General features: G+C 75.9%; 17 protein-coding genes. 7 read left to right on the top strand and 10 right to left on the bottom strand.

The annotated features are described in order from the left end of the window. Positions 1-84 precede the first annotated feature (84 nt). Positions 85-519, bottom strand: coding sequence for a hypothetical protein (locus PSR1_RS02060; RefSeq protein ID WP_059435986.1), 435 nt, complete (start codon positions 517-519; stop codon positions 85-87). A 131-nt stretch (positions 520-650) separates the two neighbouring features. Between PSR1_RS02060 and PSR1_RS02055 the strand changes: the two genes are divergently transcribed. Both PSR1_RS02055 and PSR1_RS02050 read left to right on the top strand, forming a co-directional pair. Next, positions 651-1,589, top strand: a complete 939-nt coding sequence (locus PSR1_RS02055) for a LysR family transcriptional regulator (RefSeq protein WP_059435985.1) — start codon at positions 651-653, stop codon at positions 1,587-1,589. A gap of 23 nt (positions 1,590-1,612) precedes the next feature. Then, complete coding sequence (locus tag PSR1_RS02050; RefSeq protein WP_059435984.1) at positions 1,613-2,707, top strand: acyl-CoA desaturase; 1,095 nt, start codon at positions 1,613-1,615, stop codon at positions 2,705-2,707. A 37-nt stretch (positions 2,708-2,744) separates the two neighbouring features. On the opposite strand, the gene PSR1_RS02045 is transcribed toward PSR1_RS02050, so the two are convergent. From PSR1_RS02045 to PSR1_RS02025, 5 genes are all read right to left on the bottom strand, one after another. Further along, positions 2,745-5,813, bottom strand: coding sequence for an efflux RND transporter permease subunit (locus PSR1_RS02045; RefSeq protein ID WP_059435983.1), 3,069 nt, complete (start codon positions 5,811-5,813; stop codon positions 2,745-2,747). Between the two features lie 11 nt (positions 5,814-5,824). After that, positions 5,825-7,216 carry an efflux RND transporter periplasmic adaptor subunit gene (locus PSR1_RS02040; protein ID WP_059435982.1) on the bottom strand — a complete coding sequence of 464 codons (1,392 nt, stop codon included), beginning with the start codon at positions 7,214-7,216 and terminating at the stop codon, positions 5,825-5,827. Further along, entirely contained in the window at positions 7,213-8,436 is a 1,224-nt protein-coding gene (locus PSR1_RS02035; protein ID WP_059435981.1) for a TolC family protein, read from the bottom strand. The genes PSR1_RS02040 and PSR1_RS02035 overlap by 4 nt, the downstream gene beginning before the upstream one ends. A 113-nt stretch (positions 8,437-8,549) precedes the next feature. Further along, positions 8,550-8,873, bottom strand: coding sequence for a hypothetical protein (locus PSR1_RS02030; RefSeq protein WP_059435980.1), 324 nt, complete (start codon positions 8,871-8,873; stop codon positions 8,550-8,552). A 127-nt stretch (positions 8,874-9,000) separates the two neighbouring features. Continuing rightward, positions 9,001-9,447, bottom strand: a complete 447-nt coding sequence (locus PSR1_RS02025; protein ID WP_059435979.1) for a hypothetical protein — start codon at positions 9,445-9,447, stop codon at positions 9,001-9,003. A 178-nt stretch (positions 9,448-9,625) separates the two neighbouring features. On the opposite strand from PSR1_RS02025, the gene PSR1_RS02020 reads away from it, so the two are divergent. Then, positions 9,626-11,386 carry a thiamine pyrophosphate-binding protein gene (locus PSR1_RS02020; protein WP_059435978.1) on the top strand — a complete coding sequence of 587 codons (1,761 nt, stop codon included), beginning with the start codon at positions 9,626-9,628 and terminating at the stop codon, positions 11,384-11,386. Between the two features lie 13 nt (positions 11,387-11,399). Here PSR1_RS02020 and PSR1_RS02015 read toward each other — a convergent pair whose 3' ends face one another. Then, complete coding sequence (locus tag PSR1_RS02015) at positions 11,400-12,284, bottom strand: NmrA family NAD(P)-binding protein (RefSeq protein ID WP_237757787.1); 885 nt, start codon at positions 12,282-12,284, stop codon at positions 11,400-11,402. Positions 12,285-12,360: 76 nt separating this feature from the next. Between PSR1_RS02015 and PSR1_RS02010 the strand changes: the two genes are divergently transcribed. Both PSR1_RS02010 and PSR1_RS02005 read left to right on the top strand, forming a co-directional pair. Beyond that, a complete protein-coding gene (locus tag PSR1_RS02010; RefSeq protein ID WP_059435976.1) occupies positions 12,361-13,098 on the top strand; it encodes a YafY family protein in 738 nt (245 codons plus the stop codon). Positions 13,099-13,184: 86 nt separating this feature from the next. Beyond that, the gene (locus PSR1_RS02005; RefSeq protein WP_059435975.1) at positions 13,185-14,846 is read left to right on the top strand and encodes an HNH endonuclease signature motif containing protein; all 1,662 of its coding nucleotides are present in this window, start codon (positions 13,185-13,187) and stop codon (positions 14,844-14,846) included. A gap of 18 nt (positions 14,847-14,864) precedes the next feature. Here PSR1_RS02005 and PSR1_RS02000 read toward each other — a convergent pair whose 3' ends face one another. Beyond that, positions 14,865-15,272 (bottom strand): hypothetical protein, encoded by a 408-nt coding sequence (locus PSR1_RS02000; RefSeq protein WP_059435974.1) that lies wholly within the window; start codon positions 15,270-15,272, stop codon positions 14,865-14,867. 135 nt (positions 15,273-15,407) lie between these two features. On the opposite strand from PSR1_RS02000, the gene PSR1_RS01995 reads away from it, so the two are divergent. Next, positions 15,408-16,073: a dihydrofolate reductase family protein gene (locus PSR1_RS01995; protein ID WP_059435973.1), complete on the top strand. Its 666-nt coding sequence runs from the start codon at positions 15,408-15,410 to the stop codon at positions 16,071-16,073. 15 nt (positions 16,074-16,088) lie between these two features. On the opposite strand, the gene PSR1_RS01990 is transcribed toward PSR1_RS01995, so the two are convergent. Beyond that, positions 16,089-17,447, bottom strand: a complete 1,359-nt coding sequence (locus PSR1_RS01990; RefSeq protein ID WP_059435972.1) for a hypothetical protein — start codon at positions 17,445-17,447, stop codon at positions 16,089-16,091. 212 nt (positions 17,448-17,659) lie between these two features. On the opposite strand from PSR1_RS01990, the gene PSR1_RS01985 reads away from it, so the two are divergent. Continuing rightward, entirely contained in the window at positions 17,660-18,160 is a 501-nt protein-coding gene (locus PSR1_RS01985) for a hypothetical protein (protein ID WP_059435971.1), read from the top strand. Between the two features lie 45 nt (positions 18,161-18,205). On the opposite strand, the gene PSR1_RS01980 is transcribed toward PSR1_RS01985, so the two are convergent. Continuing rightward, positions 18,206-19,084: an AraC family transcriptional regulator gene (locus tag PSR1_RS01980; RefSeq protein WP_059435970.1), complete on the bottom strand. Its 879-nt coding sequence runs from the start codon at positions 19,082-19,084 to the stop codon at positions 18,206-18,208. Positions 19,085-19,257: the final 173 nt, after the last annotated feature.

Here is a 19,257-nt window from a genome sequence, read left to right as displayed (position 1 = left end):
CCGGTTGGACGAATCGCGAACCGAGCGACCTGCCGACTCCGACGCCATGGTAGGCCGATCGTCGCGCCCAGTCCCGGGCTGGCGCTACCGCCCCCCCTCCTCGGAGCGAGCGACATCGAGCCTCACCTTCGCCGCCTGCGGCGCCGCGTGCGCCGCCTTCGCGGCCCCCATCGCCTGCTGCATGGCGGCCTTCACCGGGATGATGACCGAGTACGACTTGAACAGCAGGCCGGTGAGGTAGGCGGCGAGCTGGACCACGAAGAACGCGCTGATCGCGAGGTCCACGGGCAGGAACCCGGTCGAGACGAGGACGGGGCGGCACAGCGCCACGAGCAGGAACGTGACCCAGTGGCTCGTGCAGTAGAAGCAGGCGGTGAGGTGGCCGAGCCACTCGCTCCGCGCGGAGAGGAACCTCCGCAGCGGCTCGAAGATCTCCGTTCCGGTGATGGTGAAGGACGTCCCGCTCACGACCATGGCGAGGACGGCGCAGGTCCACAGGGCTTCGACGGGCAGCGGCATGAGGTCTCCTCCTCCGTTCCAGCGCGGGCCGGCGGGGCCCGCGCGGTGGGCCGGAGTCATGCGGCGGCGGCGGCCCTCCGTGCATTGCGATTCGGGTTGCCGGATTGATACCGGATCGGTATCACCGCCGGATGGACCTCCGCGAGCTGCGCGCGTTCCTGGTGGTGGCCTCCGAGCTGAGCTTCCGCCGCGCGGCGGAGCGGCTGCACATGAGCCAGCCGCCGCTGAGCCGGCTCATCGCCGGGCTCGAGCGCGACCTCCGCGTCCGCCTGCTGGAGCGCAGCACCCGGGCCGTCTCGCTCACGCCGGCGGGCGCGCTCCTCTTCCGCGAGGGTCCGGCGGTCGTCGAGCGCGTGGAGGCGCTCGAGGCCCGCGTCCGCGAGCGCGGGGAGCGCTCCGGACGGCCGCTCCGGCTCGGGCTCTCCACCGCGGGCTTCGCGACCTGGGTCCCGGAGCGGATCGCGCGCCTCGAGGGCGCCGCGGCCGGACCGGGCGTCGAGCTGACCTCGGGCGCTCCGGATCGCCTGCTCCGCGACCTGCACCTCGGGCGGCTCGACGCGGTCTGCGTCGAGACGGCCGAGGGCGACGCGCCGGGGCTCGAGCGCTGGGTGGTCTCCGAGGACGCGATCGGCGTGCTGCTGCCGGCCACGCACCGGCTGGCACGGCGCCGGGCGCTGCGCCTGCGCGATCTCCAGGGCGAGACCTTCGTGGTCCACCCGCGGCACGAGCACGCCCACCTGTACGAGAGCCAGCAGCGGGCGCTCCGCGCGGCGGGCATCCGCTACCGGATCCTCACCAAGCGGCCGGACGAGAGCTGCCCGATCCTGGTCGCGCGCGGCAAGGGCATCCTGCTCGCGGCGCGGTCCTTCTCCCGGAAGCGGCCGTCGAACACGCGCTTCGTCCCGCTGCGCGAGCCCTCGCTCACGCACCGCGTGGCGCTGGTGTGGCAGGCGGAGCGCGCGAGCCCGGAGCTCACGGCGCTCCTGGGGCGGCTCCGGCAGGACGGGCCGGGCCGGGGCGTCCGCCCCGGCGCAGCTGGGTCGCCCCCGTCCGCCATGACGCGCGGGTGACATCCCGCCCGCAGGCTCTCGCGATGAACGCACCCGCCCGCCGGTCCCGCTTTCCCCGCGACGACGGCTTCCACGCGGACCTGAGGCGCGGCGCCGCCGCGTACTTCGCGCGCACCGGCGTGGCCGCGCAGGGCGGGCTCGCCATGCACCTGAAGACGGTCGCGATCTTCGCCTGGTTCGCCGCGTCCTACACGCTCCTCCTCGCCTTCGGAGACGCGTCGCCGTGGCTCGCGGTGGGGCTCACCGTCTCGATCGCGCTCGCGACCGCGGGCATCGGCTTCTCGGTGATGCACGACGCGAACCACGGGGCCTACTCGCGGTCGCCGAGGGTGAACCGCGTCGTCGGGCTCGCGCTCGACTTCATCGGCGCGAGCTCCTACGTCTGGCGCTTCAAGCACAACGTGCAGCACCACTCCTTCGCCAACGTCGCCGGCCTGGACGCGGACGTGGACGCCGAGCCGTTCCTCCGGCTCTCGCCCGCGCAGCGCCGCCGCGCGCTCCACCGCTTCCAGGGCTGGTACGCCTGGCCGCTGTACGGCGCGCTCTCGCTCAAGTGGTGGCTGGTGGACGACGTCGTGGACCTCGTCCGCGGGTCCATCGCCGGCACCCGGTTCCCGAGGCCCCGCGGCCGCGACCTCGCCGCGGTGGTCGCCGGCAAGGCCACGTTCCTCGCCTGGGCGGTCGTGGTCCCGGTCGCCGTCCACCGCAGCGCGTGGCCCGTGGCGTTCTTCGTCTTCGGCTCGCTCGTGCTCGGCGTCGTCATGGCCGCCGTGTTCCAGCTCGCGCACGCGGTGCCGGAGGCGCAGTTCCCGGGCGCGCCCGGCGCGGACGGTCTCATGTCCACCGGCTGGGCGGAGCACCAGGTCCGGACGACGGTGGACTTCGCCCGCACGAGCCGCGTGCTCGCGTGGTACCTGGGCGGCCTGAACTTCCAGGTCGAGCACCACCTGTTCCCCGGCGTCTGCCACGTGCACTACCCGGCGCTCGCCGGGATCGTGGAGGAGACGTGCCGCGCGCACGGGCTGCCCTACCGCGCGCAGCCGTCGCTCTGGGCCGCCGTGGCCGCGCACCACCGCCACCTGCGGGCCCTCGGCGCGCCGCAGCCCGTCGAGGCCTGACCTCCGCCCGCGGCCCGCGGCCGCCGCTGCCGGGCGCTCACCCCGCGCGCGCCGCCCGCCGCCCCGCGAGCACCGCGTAGAGCGTGGGGAGCACGAGCAGCGTGAGCAGCGTGGACGTCACCAGCCCGCCCATCACCACCACCGCGAGCGGCTTCTGGATGTCCGCCCCGGACCCGGTGGCGTACAGCATGGGCAGGTGCCCGATGAAGCTCGTCAGCGCGGTCATGAGCAGCGGCCGGAACCGCAGGTTGCACCCCTGCTCGACGGTCTCGGCGACCGAGAGGCCGCGCTCGCGGAGCTGCTTGAAGAACGCCACCAGCACGACGCCGTTCTGCACGGCGATCCCGAGCAGGACGATGAACGCGACGGCCGCCGAGACCGAGAGCGGCATCCGGAACAGGACCACCGCGACGACGCCGCCGACGAGCGCGAACGGCAGGTTGAGCAGCACCAGCGCGGCGTGGGCGATGGACCCGAGCGCGAGGTAGAGGAGCAGGAACACCAGCCCGAGCGCGACGGGCACGACGATCGCGAGCCGCCGCATGGCCCGCTCCTGGTTCTCGAACTGGCCGCCGAGGCGCAGGTAGTAGCCGGGCGGCAGCTCCTGCTCGATCCCCTGGATGCGCGCGCGCACGTCGTCCACGAAGCCTCCGAGATCGCGCCCGCGGACGTTGGCCTCGACCACCACCCGGCGCATGCCGTTCTCGCGGCTGACCTGCGCCGGCGCCTCCACGAGCCTCACCTTCGCGAGCTGCGCGAGCGGCACGCGCGCGCCGTCCGGGCCGGGCACGAGGAGGCGGCCGATCCGGTCGATGTCGTTGCGGCTGTCCTCCGGGAACCGCACCGTGATGGCGAACCGCCGCTGCCCCTCGATGAGCGTGGACGCGACGCGGCCGCCGATCGCCGTCTCGATGGTGTCGTTCACGTCGCCGACGCGGATGCCGTACCGGGCCGCCGCCTCGCGGTCGATGTCCAGGTCGTACTGCGGCATGCCCGAGACCTGCTCGACCTTCACGTCGCCCGCGCCGGGCACCCCGCCCACCGCGGCGCCGATGCGGTCGGCGAAGCCCTTCAGGACCTCCAGGTCCGGGCCGAACACCTTGACCGCGAGGTCGCTCTTCACCCCGGCGATGAGCTCGTTCACCCGCAGCGCGATCGGCTGCGAGAACGAGAAGCGCAACCCGGGGACGTCGGACAGCTCCCTCCGGAGCGCCTCGACGAGCTCCGCCTTGTCTCGGCCGGTGCCCCACGCCTTCCGCGGCTTCAGCATCACGAACACGTCCGTCTGCTCGGGGCCCATCGGGTCCTCCGAGATCTCCGCGCGGCCGGTCTTCGAGACGACCGTCTCGACCTCGGGGAACTCCCCGAGCCGCTGCTCCAGGTAGCTCGCCACGTTCACCGACCCGGCGAGCGACGCGTTCGGCAGGCGGACCACGTTGATCGCGATCGACCCCTCGTCGAGCGGCGGCATGAACTCCGTCCCGACGAGCGGGACGAGCGCGGCCGAGAGGACGAGCACGGCGCCGCTCACGGCGAGCGTGCGCCTCGGCCGGGCGACGGCGCGGCGGAGCAGGCGCAGGTAGCCCTCGTGGAAGCGGCGGACCAGCCTGAGCTCGCGCTCCGGCTCCTGCTTCAGGATGGTCGCGGAGAGCACCGGGATCACCGTCAGCGCGACGGCGAGCGACACGAGCAGGGCGATGAGCAGCGTGGTCGCGAGGGGGGCGAACATCTTCCCCTCCACGCCCTGCAGCGCGTACAGGGGGACGAGGATGACGGCGATGACGAGCACCGAGAACGCGACCGGCCGGGCCACCTCCCGGACCGCCATCGCGACCACCTCCTGCCGGCCGCGCTCCCGGTCCTCGGCGAGGTGGCGCCTCACGTTCTCGACCACCACGATCGACGCGTCCACGACCATGCCGACCGAGAACGCCAGGCCGCCCATCGACATGAGGTTGGAGGTGAGGCCGGCCCAGCCCATCACGATGAAGGCGACCAGGAAGGTGAACGGCAGGGAGAACAGGACGACCAGCGCCGTCCGCAGCTCCGCCACGAACAGGAAGAGGACCAGGATCACGAAAATCCCGCCCTGCAGGAGCGCGTCCACGACCGTCTCGATGCACGCCTCGATGAGCGAGGTCCGGTCGTAGAACACGCGGATCCGGGCGCCCTCCGGGAGCGTGCCGCGGGCCGCCTCGATGGCGTCCTTCACCCCGGCCACGACGTCCCTGGCGTTCGCGCCCTTCAGCATGATCACCATGCCCGCGACCGCCTCGCCCTTGCCGTCGCGGGTCACGGCGCCCTGACGCGGCTCGGCGCCGATGACCACGTCCGCCACGTCGCGCAGGTAGACGGGCGACCCGTCGAACGCGCCGAGCACGATGCGCTCGATGTCGGGGAGATCGCGCACCAGGCCGACGCCGCGCAGGTAGGTCTGCTCCCAGCCGGCGACGACCACGCCGCCGCCGGCGTTCCCGTTCGAGCGCTCGATGGCCTCCGAGACGTCGCGGACGCCGAGCCGGTACTTCACCAGCCGGTCCGGGTGGACGACGACCTGGTACTGCTTCACCTCGCCGCCGAAGCTGTTCACCTCGTTGACGCCGGGGATGGGCCGGAGCTGCGGCGCCAGGATCCAGTCCTGGATCGTCCGCAGCTCCATCGGCGAGAGCCCGTCCCCCTCCAGCGTGTACTGGAAGATCTCGCCCAGCCCGGTGGAGATGGGCCCGAGCTCCGGCTCGACGCCGGGCGGCAGCGCCTCGCGGGCGCCGGCGAGCCGCTCGAACACGAGCTGCCGCGTCCAGTAGGTCTCGGCGCCGTCCTCGAAGACCACCACCACCTGCGACAGCTCGGCCTTGGAGAGCGACCGCACCTGCGTGACGCGGGGGAGCCCGCGCATCGCCTGCTCGATGGGGAAGCTGACCCGCTGCTCGACGTCCACGGCGGCGAGCCCGGGCGCCTTCGTCAGGATCATGACCTGCGTGTTCGTCACGTCGGGGAACGCGTCGATGGGCAGGCGCTTCCAGGCGACCCACCCCGCCACCGAGAGCGCCGCGGTGACGCCCAGGACGAGGAGGCGGTTCTTGAGGAGCCACTCGAGGATGCGCATCGCTCGGGCCCCTAGTCCGCGCAGCCCGCGCCCATCTTCGAGCGCAGGACGTCCGACTTCAGGAGGAACGCGCCGTCGGCGGCCAAGGTCTCGCCGCCGTGCAGGCCGTCCTTCACCTCGACCCAGTCCATCCACCTGCGCCCCGGCTCCACCGGCCGGCGGATCCAGTAGTCGCCGTGGTGGTGCACGAACACGAACGAGCGGCCCTCGTCCGAGAGCAGCGCCGCGGCCGGGACCGCGAGCGCCTCCTCCTCGCCCGGGAGGAAGACGCGGACGCTCGCGAACATGCCCGCGCGGAGCCGCGCGTCCGGGTTCGCCGCCGTGACGCGCACCTTCACCGTGCGCGTCCGCTCGTCCATGGACGGGCCGACGAACTCCACCGTCCCCGGGAAGATCGCGCCGGGGAACGCCTTCACGCCGATCTCGGCGCGGAGCCTCCCGCCGCGCTGCGCGTCGAGCACGCGGCCGAGCTGGTCCTCGTGGAGATCCGCCCAGACCCACACCGACGACACGTCCCCGACCGTCACGATGCTCTCGTCCGGCTTCACCAGCTCGCCGGGCACGGCGTGCATCTCGAGCACGATGCCGTCCGCCGGCGCTCGGACGACGAGGCCCCCGCCGCCGGCCCGCCGCCCGGCGCCGCCGAGCCGCTCCAGGTCGGCGGTGGCGACGCCCAGGCGCGCGAGCTTCTGCTCCGCCGACCGCGCGCGGATCTGCGCCGTCTCGAGCTCCTGACGCGCCGCGAGGTGCTCCTTCTCGGAGGAGATCTGCTCCTTGCGGAGCTGCTCCTGCCGCTCGGCGCTGGCGCGCGCCAGGCGGAGCGACGCCTGCGCCGCCAGGTAGTCGCTCTCGGCCTCGCCGACCTGGACGCTCTCGAGCTCCACCAGCGCCTGGCCGCGCCGGACCTGCTCGCCCAGCGAGGCGTGGACGGTGCGGATGGTGCCCTCGATCCGCGGCGACACGTGCGCGACCCGCCGCTCGTCGAACCGGACCTCGCCGGTGAGCGCGACCGGCGCCTCGACCCGGCGCCTCGCCGCGGACGCCTTCCGGACGAGGCCGCCGTCCACGAGCTTCGCGGGCACGCGCACGACGCCGACCTCGTACCGGCACTCGTCGCACTCGAACGTCTTCCTGCCGTGCTCGCAGCTCAGCGCGAGGAGCTCGTCCACGGGCCGGTCGAGGTCCGACCGCTCGTCGCCGCCGTGGCCGTCCCCGTCCGCGTCTTCGTGGCCGGCGTGCGGCGGCGCCGTCGCCCCCGCGCCCGGCTCGTGGCCGGCGGCCGCGGACTGCCCCGCGGCCCGCTCGGCGCCGGCGTCTCCACCCCCACGGCATGCCACGGCGAGGATCGCCACGGCGAGGATCGCCACGGCGAGGACGACCCGCTTCGAAAGGTGACGGTTCACGGCAGCTCCCGGCCGGAAAGCAGGATGAGCGCGCCGCAGTCCACGTCTCGCTCGCGGGCGCTGGAGAGGTACTCGCGGCGCGCCTCGAGGAGCACGCGCCGCGCGTCGATGACGTCGAGGATCCCCGTCTCGCCGAGCTGGAACGTCCGCTCGAGCGTGCGCGCCGACTCCTCGGCGCGGGGGAGGATCCGGATCTTCTGGCGGTCCGCGACCGCGCGGGCCTTGCCGCAGGCGGCGACGGCGTCGGCCTGCGCGGCGGCGAGGGCACGACCCTCGGCGTCGGCGCGGCTCGCCTCCGCGGCGGCCGCCGCCTCGGCGCGGCGGACGCGCCCGGACTTCCAGTCCCAGAGCGGCAGCTCGACCCCGAAGCGCCCGCCCACCGCCTCGCGATCGAGCTCGCTCGTGTAGAAGCCGCCCACCGAGAACGCGGGGACGCGGGACCGCCGCGCCGCGGAGGCCTCCGCCCTGGCCGCCTCGGCGCGCGCCAGCGCGGCGCGGACCCGCGGGTGCCTGGACGCGTCGAGCGGCGGGCTGCCAGGGTCGAGCGTCGGGGGCGGCGGCGGGAGCTCCACGTGCTGCACCGGGACGGTCAGCCACGCGCCGAGCTGCGCGAGCGCGCCGTCCCGGATCGCGCGCGCCGCGTCGACCTGGTTCCGGACGCGCTCGAGCTCGAGCTCCACCCGCGGGACCTCGACCGGCCGCCCCTCCCCCGCCTCCACGCGCCGGCGGACCAGGCGCGCCAGCGCGTCGGCCTGCTGCTCGGTGGCCTCGAGCGTCTTCACCTCGGCCTGCGCGTACGCGGCCCCGACGTAGAGCCGCCACAGCTCCGCGGTCACCTCGGCGCGGAGCGCACGGGCCTCCTCCGCCGCCTCGTCCACCGTGGCGCGGGCGGCGTCCACCTCGGGGCCACGCCTCGCCAGCCAGTCGAGCGGGAGGGTGAGCGCGAGGCCCCACTCGTTCCGGCGCGCCGCCCCGTCGCGCGCCTCGGCGCGGCCGGCGGTCGCCTCGACCTCGGGGTTCGGCGGGGTGCGTGCCGCCGTGAGCGCGCCCTCCGCGGCGCGGACGCGCGACCGCGACGCCGCGACGCGCGGGTCGCGGTCGATCGCGGCGGCGACGTCCGCCCAGCGAAGGATGGCCGGGGGAGGCGCGGCCGCTGCAGCGGGCACGGGCGCCGCGTACGCGAGCACGAGCGCGCACGCCCATCGAAGATGTGCAGACAAGCGGTGCTCCTGACGTGGGACGTTCGGCCGGACCGCGCGCTCGCGCGGCGGCCGGGGACGCGCGAGCCGCGCCGGCGCAGGCCGGCCCGCTCGCGCGAGGACGCGTCACGACGTCAGGCGATCGGCGGGCGGAACGGACGCGCGGGCTCGCGCGTGGCAGGCGCCTGCTCGGCGGGCTCGGCCGACGGCGAGCGACCGGTCTCGACGGCCACGACGACCAGCTCGCGCGCCGGGACGACGAGCTGCGTCGCGCAGCACGCGCAGTGGTGCTGGGTCGCGCCGCAGCCGTGCTCGGCCCCCTGGTCGCCGAGGTCGCCGTGATCCGCGGGCGTGTGGGCCACGTGCCCCGTCCGCGCGAGGTGCACGACGGCCTCGCCGACCTCGGCGAGGCCGGGGACGAACCCGTGCACCAGGATCGCGACGAGCAGCCACCTCACGGCGAGGCATCCTACCCGCGAGAGCCTCCGCCCGCAAACCGGCGCATGCGTGCCGTCCCGCGCCGGCGCGCCATCCCGAGGCCTGAGCGCCGCGATGCTCGGCTGGTCGCGGCCGACGACGCTGCGCTCACCGCGTGGGCGGGGCCGAGAACCTGATCGGAAGCTCGACCCAGTACGCCCCGGGGCGGCCCTGCGCGTCGCGCCCCGGGGTCCACGGGCACCCGCTCAGCGCGCGCCACACCGCGCAGGCGAATTCTGGCTCCATGCCCTCCGTCGGGGCCCGGAACCCCACCATCCGTCCGTCCGCGAGGATGACGAACTGGAACGCGGCCTGCGCGGGAACCCGATCCCGCAGGCGCAACGGCAGGCGGATCTCCCGGTGAATGCAGCCGGACGTCGCCACCCTCGGGCTCCTCTCTCCGGCGGCAGGCCAGCGGACCTCGACGCCGTCGGGCACGCCCGACGCCGCCGCGAGATCGCAGGGCGGCGGGGCCGGGGCCGGCGGACTCGGAGGGCTCGCATGCGCGCACGCGAGCACGAGCGGCAGCGCGGGGAACCGCAGCAGCCTGGGCATGCGGCAGAGCAAATCACGATGAGTGCGGAAGCGTCCAGCCTCGCCTCACCGCGCGCGGCGCCCAGCGCATGCGCGCCTCCCCTCCCCGGGCCCCGTCGCGGGCCCACCGCTCGGCCCGGACGGATGGTAGCGTCCGCCGCGAGACGGGGCGCCGCGGCGCCCGCGGCCCGGAGGATCCATGGCGGAGGCCAGGAACGGAGGCGCGGTGATCGCGGCGGCGCTGCAGCGCGCCGGCGTGGGCCACCTCTTCACGCTGTGCGGCGGCCACATCTCGCCCATCCTCGTCGAGTCCAAGCGGCTGGGCCTGCGCGTGGTGGACATGCGCGACGAGGCGAACGCGGTGTTCGCGGCCGACGCGATGGCGCGCCTCACCGGGCGGCCCGGCGTCGCCGCCGTGACCGCGGGCCCGGGCGTCACCAACGCCGTGACCGCGCTCGAGAACGCGCGCCTGGCGCAGTCGCCGGTGGTGCTCCTCGGCGGCGCCACCGCCACGCTGCTCCGCGGCCGCGGCGCGTTGCAGGACATCGACCAGCTCGCGCTCATGCGCCCCATCGCCAAGTGTGCCACCCGCGTCACCACCGTCGGTGGACTCCGCCCCACGCTCGAGCGCGCGCTCGCGCTGGCGCAGGGCGGCGTGCCCGGGCCGGTGTTCGTCGAGGTCCCGGTGGACCTGCTCTACGACGAGCCCCTCGTCCGCGACCTCTACCGCCGCGAGTCGGGGGCGGACCGCGTGGGCGGCGTCGCCGGCACCGCGATGCGGCTCTACCTGGAGGCGCACCTCGCGCGGCAGTTCCGGGCGCCCGCGCTGCCGTCGCTCGAGGACCTCCCGGCGCGGCTCGCGGAGCGGCTCGACCTGCGGCGAGGCACTTCCGGAGGGGTCGGACGGATCGCGGAGCGGCTCGCGCGCGCCGAGCGTCCGGTGCTGATCCTCGGCAGCCAGGCGCTCGCGGGCTGCGAGGACCCCGCACGCCTCGCGGCCGCGGTGCGCGCCCTGGGCGTCCCGGTCTACCTCGGCGGGATGGCGCGCGGGCTCCTGGGCCGGCGCGACGCCCTCCAGTTCCGCCACGCGCGCGGGCGCGCGCTCAAGGAGGCGGACGTCGTCGTCGTGGCCGGGTTCCCGTTCGACTTCCGGCTCGGCTACGGCCGCGGCTTCGGCCGCGGCGCCTTCATCGGGGCCGCGAACCTCTCCGCGGCGGAGCTGCGGAAGAACCGCAGCCCCGACGTGGCGGTCGAGATGCACCCCGGCGAATTCCTCGTCGCGCTGGCCGCGAAGGCGGGCAAGCCGCAGGCACGGGAGGCCTGGTTCGGCGCGCTCCGCGAGCGGGAGGCGGCGCGCGATCGCGAGATCGCCGCCGGCGCAGAGGCGGCCGGCGAGCTCGTGAACCCGCTGCGCTTCCTGCTGCGGCTCGAGGAGAAGATGGCCGACGACGCGGCGCTGGTGGTGGACGGCGGCGACTTCGTCGCGACCGCTGCGTACACGCTCCGCCCGCGCGCGCCGCTCGCCTGGCTCGACCCGGGCGTCTTCGGGACGCTCGGCGTCGGCGGCGGCTTCGCGACGGCGGCCGCGCTCGCCCGGCCCGGGCGCGAGGTGTGGCTGCTCTACGGCGACGGCTCGTGCGCCTACAGCCTGGCCGAGTTCGACACCTTCGCGCGCCACGGCCTCGCGCCCATCGCCGTGATCGGGAACGACGGCTCCTGGCAGCAGATCGCCCGGGAGCAGGTGGACATGCTGGGCGACGACGTCGGGACCGTGCTCGCGCGCTGCGACTACCACCGCGTGGCCGAGGGCTACGGCGGCGTGGGCCTGCTGCTGACCGAGGACGGCCGGATCGACGAGGTCCTCGATCGCGCGCAGGAGGCCGCGCGCGCCGGGCGTCCGGTCTGCATCAACGTCCACCTGCGCCGGAGCGAGTTCAGGAAGGGCTCGATCTCGATGTGAGGGGCGGCGCCCGTCACGCCTCCTGCTGCCGCAGCCGCGCGGCGACGTACGCGGCGAGCGTGGTGGGGCCCCGCTCCGGCGCCTCGGGCCGCTCGAACGCGCCGTCCACCACGGTCGCGGTCATCCGCGCGTAGGACTCCGCGGCGGAGGGCGAGAAGCCCAGCCCCAGGAACGTCGCGACCCACTGCGCGCGCGGGGTCTCGACCACCCGGATGTCGCGGCCGAGCGCGGCGGCGGCTGCGCGGGCGACGTCGGCGGCGGAGTACGGGGCCGGACCCTCGACGTGGTGCACGCCGGCGTGATCCTCGTCGTCGACGAGCCACCGCGCCGCGATGCGCCCGAGGTCGACGGGCGCGACCATGGGCAGCGCGAGCTCGGCCGGGAGGAGCGAGGGGATCTCGCCCGTCTGCCGCGCCGTCTCCAGCGCGAAGTCCCAGTTGCTCATGAAGTAGGCGCCGCGCACCACGCGGGTGGGGACGCCCGTCGCCGCGACCGCCTGCTCGAGCGCGTGGAGCACGCCGAGGTCGCCCAGGCCGTCGCCGGGCTGCGCGCCGTAGGTGGATTGCACCGCGACCTTCTCCAGCCCGGCGCCCTCGACGGCCCGCGCGATGGCCGCCATGGTGCGCCGCTCCTCGGCGACGGTGTCGGTGGCCGGGTCGGCGGGCGGCATGAGGAGGAACGCGCGCTGCCCGCGCCGGAGCACGGCCCGGAGCGCGTCCGCGTCGCGGACGTCGGCGACGGCGACGGCGGCGCCGCGGCGGGCGAAGGACTCGGCCCGGCGCGGATCCCGGGTGACGACCGTGACCCGCTCGCCGCGATCGAGGAGCGCGCCGGCGACCGCGGAGCCGACGCGGCCGGTGGCACCGAGGACGACGTGCATGGGGGTGGACGTGGACATGGTCCATCGGGTACCGCTCATCCCTGTCGGAACCTGTCCGCATCCTGCGGGTGAATCGCCCGAGCCGAGCTCCGCCATGCCCGTCCGTGCCGCCCGCCTCCTCGATCTCGCCGATCTGCTCCGCGCGTCGGCCGAGACCACGGTCGACGCGCTCGCCGCCAGGCTCCGGGTGAGCGCGCGCACGGTGCGGCGCGACCTGGCGCTGCTGCGCGAGCGGGGCATGCCCATCACCGGGCAGTCCGGGCCCGGCGGCGGGGTCCGGCTGGAGGGCGCGCGCGGTGTGGTCGCGGTCCACCTCGGCGTGCCGGAGATCGTCGCGCTCTGGCTCGGCGCGCGGCTGGCGCGGGCGGTCGCCGAGGTGCCGTGGGGCCGGCGCGCGGAGGACGCCCTCACCCGCCTGCTCGCGTCGCTCCCCGCGGAGCGCGCCCGCGAGCTCCGGGACCTCTGCGGGCGCATCTTCGTCGGGCCGAGGGCGAGCGAGCGGGTGCGCGAGGGGCTCGCACCGGTCGCGCCCGAGCTGCTGCACCTGTTCGAGGAGGCCGTCCGCCGCGGCGTCGCACTCGCGTTCCGCTATCGAGACCGGAACGGCCGCCCGACGGCGCGCCAGGTCGAGCCGCACGGGCTCTCGATCATGCCGCCGGTCTGGTACCTGCTCGGCCGCGACGTGGACACCGGCCTGCCCCGCATGTTCCGCATGGACCGCATCTCCACGCCCGCGCTGCTGCCCGCGCGCTCGTTCCGTCCGGACGCGCGCGTGGTCGAGGCGCTGCTGCCGCCGGAGGTCACCTGGGTGCCGCTGCGGCCGCGGCGGTGAGCTGGTCGCCTGAGCGGTGCGAGCGGCGCGCGATACGCCCATCCGGGTTCACGTTTAGTGTCAGAGGCGCGTGCCACAGTTCGCGCATGGATGCCGCTCCCATCGCCGGCCTCGGGGCCGCGGATCTGCCGGGCACCGCCGGGGCGGAGCACGCGTTCCTGCCGCTCCGCGAGCTGCTCCCGTACAGCCGCGCCGACCTGGATCGCTGGTTCCGGGGCGGCGAGCCGGAGGCGGACGACTGCGAGCGGATCCTGGCCTGGGCGTCGCGGGGGCACGGCGCCATCGACGTCGCCATCGCGGAAGGGCTGGCGGCGCTCCGCCGGGGCGACCGGCTCGCGGCGCTGGGCTACCACCTCGACGACTACGCGCGCGAGGTCCTCGGGATCGGGAAGCGCGCGGCGGAGGGCCTGGCGCGGCTCGGGGACGGGCTCGGCACGCGCGCGCGCCTGCACGAGGCGCTGCGGGCGGGGCGGGTCGGGCTCCGCGCGGCGGAGACCGTGCTCGCGGCGGCGACGGGGGACGCGGAGGCGTTCTGGGTGGAGCGCGCGGCCCGGCAGACGGTGCGGGAGCTGGAGGAGGCGGTCCGGCGGGCGGGGCGTACGGGCGACGACGCCGACGAGGAGGCGTGGGTGACGCTGCGCACGCAGCTGCCCGAGCACGAGCGGCTCGTCGTGGACGCCGCGCTGGAGGCGGCGGGGCGGAGCCTGCCGGGCTCGACCCGGGCCGAGCGGCTCGAGGCGCTGGCGCAGGAGTACCTGGCGGAGTTCTCGACCGACGGCGATCGCGACGGCGCGCGCCCGCTGGGGCCGGAGTTCCTGCGGCCGGTTCAGGGCGATCGCGCGCGGCGCGCCGCGCTCGAAGCCGAGCCGGAGCGCTGGCCGCTGCTCGCGCCGGTCGCGGACTGGCCGGCGCCGGAGGTGCGCTTCGACGACGGCGCGACCGCGCAGGAGATCGACCGGACGCTCCGCGAGCTCGCCGCGGCGCGGGCCACGCTGGAGGAGGTCATGGGCGCGTGCGCGTACGCGGTCCGCCGGAGCGGCATGCACCTGCGCCTCGGGTTCGCGAGCTTCCGCCACTACGTCGAGGAGCGGCTGCGGCTGCCGCCGCGCGCGGTGGAGCAGCGGGCGGAGCACGAGGAGCGGCTGGCGAGGTCGGCGGGACTCCGCGAGGCGCGCCGGCAGGGGGTCTCCTACGAGCGGCGCCGGATCCTGGCGCGGCTGCCGGAGGGCGAGATCGCGGCCTGGATCCCGCGGGCGAAGGCCATGACCTGCGTCGCGCTCCGCCGCGCGGTCGAGGGCGAGCGGGAGCGGCAGCTGCGTGCGCAGCGGAAGGTCTCGGTGCCGCTGCCCCGCCGGGTGGCCGTGCTCCTCGCGGCGGCGCTCGAGACGGTCCGGAAGAGGGTCGGCCGCCTCGTTCCGGCCGGAAGCTGCCTCGCCGTCCTGGCCGCGCACTTCCTCACGCAGTGGGAGCACGTGCTGAGGCGCCCGCCGAGCCGCTCGGAGCGCGTGCGGGAGCGCGACCTGGGCTGGTGCCAGGTCCCCGGCTGCAGCCACCGCGCCGCCCATTCGCACCACGTGCTGTTCCGCTCGCACGGCGGCGGGGACGAGGCGGAGAACCAGGTGGCGCTCTGCGCGTTCCACCACCTCCGCTGCGTCCACGGCGGCCACCTGACCGTCTTCGGGCGCGCGCCGGACGGGCTCACCTGGCTGCTGGACGGCGCGCCGTTCACCGGCATGGCGGAGGGCTGAACGGGCCTGCCAGCTTCCTCACCGGATCCGCATCGGAAGCTTGACCCAGAACGCGGTCGGCCGGCCCGCTGCGTCGCGGCCCGGCGTCCAGCCGCAGCCGGTCAACGTCTGCCACACGGCGCAGGCGAGCTCCGGCGGGTCCTCCGGCAGCAGCTGGAAGCCCGCAAGGCGGCCGTCCGCGAGAACCGCGAACTGGGCCAGCCACTCGCCCTTCAGTACGCGAAAGCCGGGCGGCGGCCGGAAGCTCCGCAGGAAGCACTGGTCAGGCGTGGTCCTCGGCTTCTGCTCGCCGGCCACGCTCCAGCGGACCTCTGCCCCCGCCGGAATTGCCGCGGCCGCCTCGAGGTCGCAGCGCGGCGCGGGGGAGGAAGCCGAGTGGGAGCACGCGAGGGCGAGTGCCAGCGCGGGGACGAGCAGCCTGGGCATGCCGGCCAGCACATCACGCACCGTGTTGGTCGTCCACTCCGCCGGCGGACGACCCGATCAGGGTATCGGGGCTGGACGCCCGGTGCACTGCGCGCCGCCCGGCTATGGCCCTTCGACCCTGAGAGGAGCGGGACCATGCGAAAGCTGATCGCGGGCGCGTTCACCACGCTGGACGGCGTCGTCCAGGCACCGGGAGGACCGGACGAGGACCGCGACGGGGGGTTCCCGCACGGCGGCTGGCTGGTGCCGTACTTCGACGAGACGTTCGAACGGCTCATGTCCGAGTGGACGAACCGCGCCGGCGCCTTCGTGCTGGGGCGCAAGACGTACGAGCTCTTTGCGGCCTCGTGGCCGAACGTCACCGACCCGGCGGACGAGGCTGCGGCGGCGCTCAACGGCCGGCCGAAGTACGTCGCGTCGCGGACGCTCACCGAGCTGCGCTGGAACGACTCGCACCTGCTGGGCGGCGACGTCGCCGGGGAGGTCGCGAGGCTCAAGGCGCAGGACGGCGGGGAGCTCCAGGTGCACGGCAGCTTCGACCTCCTGCAGACGCTGCTCCGCCACGATCTCGTGGACGGGCTGCGCATCTGGCAGTTCCCCGTCGTGCTCGGAACCGGCAAGCGCCTGTTCGGCGGCGGCGCCCTCCCGCTCGCGTTCCGCCTGGTGGAGATCCGGCAGACCGCGCCGGGCGCGGTGCTGCACGTCTACGAGCGGACGGGGCGGCTGCGCTACGGCGAGGTCGAGGTGGGCCAGGAGACGCGCCACTTCGACGAGCCGCAGCCTCCGGGCGCGCGGCGCTGAGCGCGGGCGGCGAGGCTAGAAGTACTCGGGCCGCCGCCGGCGCAGCGACGCCTCCAGCTCGTCCACGCGCTTCAGCATCGGGTGCCCCGGCGCGAGGGCGCGCGCGGCGTCCCAGCACGTCCAGGCCGAGGGCGTGTCGTAGCCCTCGAGGAACAGCTGGCCGGCGTCCATCCAGGCGCCGAGCAGGAACGGGTTGGCGCCGAGCGCGCGCGTGAACGCCTTCAGCGCGGCGTCGCCCTGCCCGAGCCTGAGGTGCTGGTTCGCGCGGAGCACGTGCAGGACCTCGCCGCCCTCCAGGCCGTCCGTCTCCAGCGGCAGGAGCAGGGCCAGCGCGCCCTTGGGATCCTTCGCCTCCATGTCCATCGACCGCGCCAGCGCCTGCATGCGGGCGTCGCCGCGCGCCGCGTCGCCGCACCTCCGCAGCAGGGCGTCGGGCGCGTCGGCGCCGGCGAGCCGGGACTCGAACGCGACCAGGAACGCCTCGAAGCCGCGCCCCTCCCCGAGGAGGCGCTCGGCGCGCTCGAGGTAGCTCGCGGCCGCCGGCGGGGTGCCTGCCTCCCGGGCACGGACGCGGCCCGCGAGCGCGACGACCTCCTCGTCCCGGAGCGGCTTCGACGGATACGGCGCCCACGCCGCGCGCGCGTCGAACGGCTCGTCCACGATCTCGCGCAGCGTCCAGGCGACGGTGGTCCGCTCCTGCACCAGCTGCCACGAGAACTCGAGGCGCGCCGGCGGGCGAGGCTCCTTCAGCAGCTCCGCCCGGACCAGCGGGTGCACGGCCGCGCCGTACAGGTACAGCCGCGAGAGGGAGGCGACCAGCTCGGGCGGCACCGCCCGCGCCGCCGCCACGAACGACGCGACCTCGCGGCCGTTGATCGTGAACACGCGCGCCCCGTCGCGGCGCCGCTCCTTCAGCTTCGCCTTCGCCGGCGGATCCATCCGCATCCCGAGCTCCACCTCGGCGTCGGCCAGGTCCTGGTCGCGCCCGATGACCGCCATCATCCTGGCCAGCGCCTTGCGGTTCTCGAGCTCGCGCTCCCGGAACGCGGGCACCGCGTACAGCGAGAACTCGCCCGCCTCCCTGGCCTGGTGATCGACCGCCAGCTCCCGCGCGGCGAGGAAGTCGAAGACCTGCTCGACGTCGCCGTCGCGGACCGCGAGCGCGGTGGGCGCGAGCCGCACGGTGAGCGTGCTCCGCGTGACCTTCACCTCCGGCGTGCCGGAGGCCGAGTTCGAGATCGTCTCGACCTTGTCGTAGACGATCCGCATCCCGGGCTGGGCCGCGGCCGGACCTCCGGACAGCGCGGCGAGCGCGGCCGTCCCGGCGGCGAGCAGGCACCGCCGGGTCCAGCGGACCACGAGCGAGCGGGCCATGGCACACCCTCCCGCGCGATCGTACCGGGCCGTGCGCGCGCGGCGGCGCGGACGCCGGGGTGCGGCCGCCGGGCGCGCCCCGCGCCCGCGCGCGCTCCGCCCTCGAGGTGCGACCGCCCTCGCGACGGCGCCTGCGCCGCAGCGACGCACCGCGTGCCGGGAGGTGGCCTCGCCCCCTCCCGCGGCCTAAGCTCCGGGCCGGGGCGCCGCGAATGACGGACGAGGTCGCGACGGGGACCACCACGCCGAGCTTCGCGCTCTCGGATCACCCCGAGCTGCTCCGGCTGTACCCGTGGTTCTCGCAGGCCGACTACGACGCGCTGCTCGCGGCGCGGCAGCAGAGCCCGGCGAGCCGCGCGTGGTGGGAGGCGGACGGCGCGGACGGCGGGAGCCCGGCCGACCTCGCGCAGGCGGCGCAGGGGCTCTACCTCTCGCTGGTGCAGGCGCGGCCGTGCTGGTGGCTCCCGGACCACGAGGACGGCACGCCGCCGACCCGCGACGAGATCGACATCGCGGTGAGCGCTCGCCTGTCCGCGAAGCGCGGCCTCGCCGATCGCGCGCCGGCTCCGGGCTCGCCGGAGGACCTCGCCGAGCTGACGCGGTTCCACGCCAGCCTCTCCCGCCGCGGGATCCCGCCGGAGGCGCTCCGCGCCTGGTACCGCGAGGCCTACGCGGCGTACCTGGCCGCGGCGCGCGGCGACGGCCCGCGCTGATCGCTCGCCGCGGCGTGCGGCGCCTCAGGCGAGATCGGCGCGGCTTCAGGGGCGGCGCGCGCCGGCCTGGGGGTGGCCCTGCGCGCGACGCCACTGCGCCGGCGTCCGGCCGTGCACGCGGCGGAACTGGCGGATGAAGTGCGTCACGTCGGCGTAGCCCACGTGCCCGGCGATCCCCTCGACCGATCCGTCGGTGGCGCGCAGGCGGCGGCGGGCCTCGGCCATGCGCTGCGCGAGGATCCACTCCCCGACGGTCCGCCCGGTCTCGCTCCGCACCACCGTGGCGACGTGCGCCGGCGTCCGCCCCACCGCCCGCGCCACGTCGGACAAGGACAGCGGGCGGAGCGCGCTCCCCTCCACGAACGCGAGCGCCCGGCGCGCCAGGCTCGACGCCTCGGTCCCGGGGTGCAGCGTGGCCGCGCTGGCGCGGACCAGCTCGAGCAGGACGAGGCGGAGCAGCGCGGCGAGCGCCTCGTCGCGGCCCTCCTCGCGGCGTGCGGCCTCGTCCTCGAGCGCCCGCAGCCACCGCTCGAGCCGCCGGCGCCCGGCGGGCGGGAGCCGGAGCACCGGGTGGCATCCGCCGCGAACCTGCGAGAAGAGCCGCAGCGAGTGGCCGGACTGCTCGGGCCAGAAGGCGATCCCCCAGCCCTGGGCGCCCTCGAACCGCGCCGACGAGTGCGCGTCGCCGGGCGGGATGACGTGGACGTCGCCGGGCCGCAGCTCGAGCGCGCCGGCGTGGTCCACCCGCGAGCGTCCGGCGGTGAGGAGGACCACGACGGCGTACGGGTGCGCGAAGCCGCCGCTCGCCCGCCGCGTCCCGGCGGCGGCGCGCCGCGCGTGCGCCTCGAGGCGCGTGACGAGCAGCGGCTCGCGGCCCTGCTCGAAGGCCTCGGCGTCCGACGGGCTGGGCGGGTCGTGCTCCACGGCGTGCACTCCTCGGCTCGACCCGGCCTGGCGAACCGGTCCGGACGAGCGCCGGGACCGTACACCCTGCCCGCTCGCGGACGCTGCCCCGCACGGGCCGCAAACGGCTCGGGACCTGGATCGTGCCCTCTCGGAGCGTCATGTCGATCCGGCCCGGGCTCGTTCGTCGCCAG

The sequence above is a fragment of the Anaeromyxobacter sp. PSR-1 genome, from assembly GCF_000964525.1.
Lineage (GTDB): Bacteria > Myxococcota > Myxococcia > Myxococcales > Anaeromyxobacteraceae > Anaeromyxobacter.
This window is presented reverse-complemented; position numbering and strand designations above follow the sequence as displayed.